The sequence below is a fragment of the Candidatus Korarchaeota archaeon NZ13-K genome (genome assembly GCA_003344655.1).
GTDB lineage: Archaea > Korarchaeota > Korarchaeia > Korarchaeales > Korarchaeaceae > Korarchaeum.
Genome location: MAIU01000138.1, coordinates 1 through 1,626 on the forward strand (window position 1 = coordinate 1; position 1,626 = coordinate 1,626).

A 1,626-nucleotide genomic window follows, 5' to 3' on the forward strand; every position below is an offset into this window, starting at 1 on the left:
ATCCTTCACACGTCTATCCCCAAGAGAGGAGGAACGGCTTGGGATATGAACTGAGGTCTCAGGGGAGCTCGGCCGTCCGCTACTTCGCGAAGAGGCTTCGCATCACGTCCGGAAACTTACCTTCTGGAGAAGTCCCTGGTGGTACAGCATATCCACTCCTTCCCCGAATCGACTCAAAGATGAACGAAGCGGCTTCTCCTGGCGAAGGTCTTCGAGGAGCTCAGGGATTACTGGGATAGAAGGAGGTGGGAGGAGGCCTTGGAGGCCTGCAGGAGGAAGAGGATTATGTGAAGAAAGGTATGAGGGATGATATCGATCAGTGACTGATTGTCCTGAATCGAATTTTAATGATGGAAGAGCGCATCATCCTCCGCCGGCCTCATACAAATGCCACCTCGACCGTTCTGGTCAGCCGTGACTCGCGTGGAGCTCGCGATCGCACTCACGGCCTAGCGAAGCCGTTAAATACTTAGTAGACAAATTTTAAAGGCCTATCGGGGCAGGTTGATGCACTGTGAGGTTGCGACAGCTCTCAACCTTCAGATGCGGGACGCCAGGGATTCCACGAAAAGGGTGAAGCTACGGCCGCGATGCCCAAGGGAGGTGTCTGTATGAGAGGTCACATCTCCCGAATCTCTCAAAATACCTAATAGTCTTATGCCCATTCGGGCTCGTTCTCCTCGGAATATCGGCATTTAGGTGTGAGCTTGGCCGAAGAAGACCGGTATTCGGGTGCATGCTCGTTGCTAGTCATATAACAGTTCCAAACAGTCTTTCCCTCTCCCCTAAGGGATTAGGTGTGGAGTTTAATGCGAATTCTTGCTCTTAGGAGCAGAAACATGTAATAATTTTAGATGCCTCTGATTCTCGCAATATCTCATCCCTGTGCCCGATATGTGAGGAAAGCTGGCCCAAATGAGCATAGGATTTTGAAGAAGAGAAATGTGGAGAGCCCCGTTCCCCAAAAGCTCGTCGATGAACTCTGAGACGGGAAAGCTTTCTGCTATAAATGTGATGAAAGCTACGAAGGAGCAGTAACTCAGAACGGTGGGACTAAAATCGGGGGCTTCGGGAAGGATCCTGAAATTAGCCCAAGTCCTAGCTCGGAGCTCAAGCCCCTCGGGCTGACAGCCCCTCTCCGCGGACCATATCCCGGAGCCTCGAGTATATCTCGCGTAGGATCGATGGATCGACCCCTATCGCCTCAATGAGGGACGAGTCCAACCTCTCCCTGTACTCTTCCCCGAGCTGCTTCCAGATCGGGGGGAGCTCCCTGTCCCTCATCTCATCGAAGACCTCCTCCACGGAGCCGTCCGCCTCGGGTGACACCACCGGGAGCTCTAGGTAGTCGTTCTCCAAGAGCCTCGTCCAGGTGTCAGATATCCTCCTGCCCACGAGATGGAGCGCCGCCAGGAAGGGTGTTGAGTTCAGCCAGGCCGCGATGAGCTTTGCCTCCCTCCCGGAACCCCTTATCAGGTAGAAGTTCTTCGATGCGGACACGGGCTCCTCGGAGTAGTTGGCGAAGACCCCTCTCCTCCTGAACGTCAGGTCGACCTTATCCGGTATGAACACCCTCCCGAAAGGACGCTTGCTCTCAATCTGAATGAACACGTGGGAGTACCACCT

General features: G+C 53.9%; 1 protein-coding gene. It reads right to left on the reverse strand.

The features are described 5' to 3' along the window. Nucleotides 1-1,110 precede the first annotated feature (1,110 nt). Entirely contained in the window at nucleotides 1,111-1,611 is a 501-nt protein-coding gene (locus BA066_07875) for a hypothetical protein (GenBank protein RDD52775.1), read from the reverse strand. Nucleotides 1,612-1,626: the final 15 nt, after the last annotated feature.